We start from the raw sequence: 3857 nt of genomic DNA, 5'->3' as shown, positions 1-3857 counted from the left end.
CATTGGTGTCTACTTACGCTAGAATTATCTTCGCTGCGGGCTTCCTAACGCTCCAGAGAATGAATTCTCTGGCTCATAGCTAAAGTCTACTGAAGTAGACTGAAAATTTTCCGCGCTCTTTAGTCCTCTTCAGAGGACTTTAGCTATGAGACAGGGATTTACAATCCCTGGCGGACGTGATCTGGCGGACGTGATCTGGCGGACGTAATCTGGCGGACGTGATCTGGCGGACGTGATCTGGCGGACATGATCTGGCGGACGTAATCTGGCGGACGTAATCTGGCGGACATAGTTAACTTTTAATTTTTAATTTATTCTCCATCCAGCCAATTGCAAAGTCAGCCAGTAATGCAATTCCTGCCGCCGGGACTGCACCAGCTAAAATTAGCTGATCATTTACAACTGATATCCCACGAAAAATAAAGACTCCCAAACCACCAGCACCAATTGCTGCTGCAATAGTTGCAATACCAATAGCAATTACTGTTGCTACTCGCACTCCTGCTAAAATTACTCCCATTGCTAAGGGAATCTCAACTTGCAATAACAATTGTCTATCTGTCATTCCCATGCCTCTCCCAGCTTCCCGAATAGCTGGATCTACGCCAGTAATACCTGTGTAAGTGTTACGAATTATCGGCAGCAAAGAATATACAGTCAGGGCAACAATTGCTGGTACTGCACCAATTCCGCCAATTATCGGAACAGGAATCAGTAAGCCAAACAGTGCCAAACTAGGAATAGTTTGGAGAATATTCGCTATGCCAAGAATTGGTTGGCGGAGATAAGTTTTACGTGTAATTAAAATACCTAATGGAATGCCTACAAGTATGGCAATTCCAATGGCAATGCCTACTAAAAATAGGTGTTCGAGAGTATGCTGAAGAATTTCTGGGGCATACTTAACGAGGAAGAAATTTTTCATAGAGTATCTTGCAGGGAACGCAGACATTGAAGAAAGGCGAGACTTTCTGGGTGTTGCGATCGCATAAATTCATCTGTTGTCCCCAATACTACCAATTCTCCGCCATACATTAAACCAATTCTTGATGCCAAAACCAAGGCTTCTTGGATATCGTGGGTGACGAAAACAACAGTTTTGCCTAACTCTTGCTGCAAATGCCGAAACTCTTGTTGCAATTCTAAGCGCGTAATTGGATCAAGTGCGCCAAAGGGTTCATCCATCAACAACACAGGCGGATCTGCCGCTAAAGCCCTGGCTACCCCGACTCTTTGCCTTTGTCCTCCCGAAAGTTCGTGCGGGTAACGTCCGGCGAATTGTGCTGGTTCTAAGCCTACCAATTGCAGCAACTCATAAACCCGCGTTTTAATTTGTTTAGATTGCCAACCTTCCAAAGAAGGAACTAAACCCACATTGCGTTCAACTGTAAAATGGGGAAATAAACCAATTTCTTGAATGACGTAACCAATTTTTCGCCGCAGTTTAATTTCATCCCATTCAGTTGTGGGAATGCCATCAAATAAAACTTCGCCTTGTGTAGGTGTAAATAGGCGATTAATTAATTTCATTGTGGTGGTTTTGCCGCTACCACTGCGCCCAAGTAACACCAGTGCTTCCCCTTGGCGGATGGTGAAATTGAGATTTGACACCAAGGGGCGATGATTGCGGCTAAAGGTAACATCGCGGAATTCAACGGCGGTTTGGTTATTTTGCTGCATGGGTGGCTTTTGGTGGACGCTAGCTGTATGTATTATGTGCTGATTTTGCTGGCGTGCTAACCAATGCTGTTTGGTTAAGGTGAGAGACGCGATGAATTGCTAAGGCAAGAGACGCGATGAATCGCCGTCTCTACAACAAACTGATTATTGTAGAGACGGCGATTTATCGCGTCTTTGTATTTCTGCCGCAGAGATTCAAGGACAGGAGGATTGCAGAAGTTACACTAGCTATGTCATATATGGAGATTGTTGTTTAATTGTTTTATGTCTATTCAAGTCTACGGAATTCCCAATTGCAGCACTTGCAAAAAAGCTTTAACGTGGCTCCAACACAACAACATTGACTATGAGTTTATCAACACCAAAGATATACCGCCAACCCATGAGATGATTCAAAACTGGGTAAAGTCTTTGGGTTTTGCTCCCATGCGAAATACCTCTGGCCAATCCTACCGCGCTTTAGGAGATCAAAAAAAGATTTGGACTGATGAACAGTGGATTGACGCATTCACTCACGATGCAATGCTTCTCAAACGTCCACTTTTTGTCAAAGATGGAACAGCTGTGCTAGTCGGCTTTAAAGATGAAGCAGTAGTTCAAGAAAAATTAGGATTTTAGTCAGGGAGCAACGCTCTAACAGTGAGATTGGGGTTAAATTATCAATTATGTTGCTGCACCAAGCCGAAGGACAGAAGCTAGGATTAAAGAGGGTTTTAGCCTAGTTAATTTTCTTCATATAGTTTAGTTTTTCCCATTTTCAATAATTTTACTTATCTCAAACAAGTCTGTCTAAATTAGGATTTACGCGTAAAGATTCTCTGGAAGAATTGGGTGTAAGTTTTACTATTAACGCTGCCAATCATACATTAATCGTCCATGACGATCACGCACAAGTTCCCATTCTCCACGACGATATCGTTGTCCTTTATAACGTATGGAACGATAGCGTCGTCTATAATGATGTCGTCGATTTCGCTGGCGTTGATAATAATATCTTCCACTTCGTTGCCGTCTATGATAACGTCGTCGATTCCGTCGGTGAGCTAACAAAAGTTCTTCACTTTGCTCTCCAACTAAATTTGTCTGTGCGTCAATACTCTGTTCATTGAGAACATGATTTAGAGTATTATCCTTAGCTTCAGCCAAAGCAGGCGGATAAATGAAGGCTAATAACAGGAACGCAATTGAGGATAGCTTTTTGAAACGATTCACGTTTTTGCTTTTCCTAAACTATTGGTAATCTATTTATTTAATACTTAAGTTGAGTAATTATATAGTTCAGGATTTACAAATTTGATTAGTGCAAATGTAATAAAAGTACTTATATTAGCAGATATTATCCACACACTGACTTTTCCCGTTATCTATCTCCTACTACGCTTTAGTTAAGGGTTATTGGTGTAGATGATTGTTTTTTTTAAGACGCGATAAATCGCGTCTCTACATGAGGATTTCTTTCTAACTCACTCAGGGCAGGGCATATTTCCTACAACTATGCAGTTTTATTATTCTCATCTGAGGCTTGTTCTGCAACATTTTTCAAGCGGCTTGATCTGATTTTGCGGATGCGATCGCTATTGCGAACACCACCGGCCATCTCATATTCACGGCTGTCTTTGCCGTATTTGATTGCAACAACCATCAGCATTTTCTCAGAAAGCTGACTCAAATTTTTTTCCATCTCTTCAATTTCAGTTCTAGAAGAATCAACCACAGACAGAGCGGTATTATAAACATCAAGTTTGTTACGTAATTGCTCAATTGACTCAATCATTTTTTCCAGATTATGATTTTCATCAAATTTAATGCTTGGAACAATCGATTTTAATCCAGCGGATCTTAACTGAGCTTTTTCTAAAATGCGGGATGTGCGTTTTAGACGAGACATAAATTTATTTCTTTAAGATACTTCTAGAGCTAGCTTGCCTTAGTTAAACCACATTCCGGTTCAGGGGAACTCACAATTTTTTTTGATAAACTTTTCAGGTAATACCAGTAATTTTCCGGTATCTCATCACTAGATGTTGATTTTTATAGGAATAATTATTTAAGTTATGGCAGGAGGCAGGAGGTAAAAGTATTACTATTCCTAGCCTTGGTGTTTTCAAAATGTCCTAATACCATTTCACTTTAATAATGATACAAATACGTGGGTAGGGTAAAGCACATTGCTCATT

6 protein-coding genes are annotated in these 3857 nt (G+C 40.9%); 2 read left to right on the top strand and 4 right to left on the bottom strand.

The genetic code is table 11. The annotated features are described in order from the left end of the window. Positions 1-292: 292 nt before the first annotated feature. Positions 293-925 (bottom strand): ABC transporter permease, encoded by a 633-nt coding sequence (locus A4S05_RS37580; protein WP_084227410.1) that lies wholly within the window; start codon positions 923-925, stop codon positions 293-295. After that, a complete protein-coding gene (locus A4S05_RS37575; RefSeq protein ID WP_069074829.1) occupies positions 922-1680 on the bottom strand; it encodes an ATP-binding cassette domain-containing protein in 759 nt (252 codons plus the stop codon). The genes A4S05_RS37580 and A4S05_RS37575 overlap by 4 nt, the downstream gene beginning before the upstream one ends. A 116-nt stretch (positions 1681-1796) precedes the next feature. Here A4S05_RS37575 and A4S05_RS42445 point away from each other — a divergent pair, with 116 nt between their 5' ends. Together A4S05_RS42445 and A4S05_RS37570 are read left to right on the top strand one after the other, a co-directional pair. Next, positions 1797-1937, top strand: coding sequence for a hypothetical protein (locus A4S05_RS42445; protein ID WP_176727227.1), 141 nt, complete (start codon positions 1797-1799; stop codon positions 1935-1937). Between the two features lie 7 nt (positions 1938-1944). Continuing rightward, positions 1945-2298: a Spx/MgsR family RNA polymerase-binding regulatory protein gene (locus A4S05_RS37570; protein WP_069074828.1), complete on the top strand. Its 354-nt coding sequence runs from the start codon at positions 1945-1947 to the stop codon at positions 2296-2298. A 228-nt stretch (positions 2299-2526) separates the two neighbouring features. Here the strand turns inward: A4S05_RS37570 and A4S05_RS41105 are convergent, their stop codons facing one another. Together A4S05_RS41105 and A4S05_RS37560 are read right to left on the bottom strand one after the other, a co-directional pair. Continuing rightward, a complete protein-coding gene (locus A4S05_RS41105) occupies positions 2527-2892 on the bottom strand; it encodes a hypothetical protein (protein WP_141699928.1) in 366 nt (121 codons plus the stop codon). 280 nt (positions 2893-3172) lie between these two features. Then, positions 3173-3568 carry a hypothetical protein gene (locus A4S05_RS37560; protein ID WP_069074826.1) on the bottom strand — a complete coding sequence of 132 codons (396 nt, stop codon included), beginning with the start codon at positions 3566-3568 and terminating at the stop codon, positions 3173-3175. Positions 3569-3857: the final 289 nt, after the last annotated feature.

This window comes from Nostoc sp. KVJ20 (assembly GCF_001712795.1).
Taxonomy (GTDB): domain Bacteria; phylum Cyanobacteriota; class Cyanobacteriia; order Cyanobacteriales; family Nostocaceae; genus Nostoc.
This window is presented reverse-complemented; position numbering and strand designations above follow the sequence as displayed.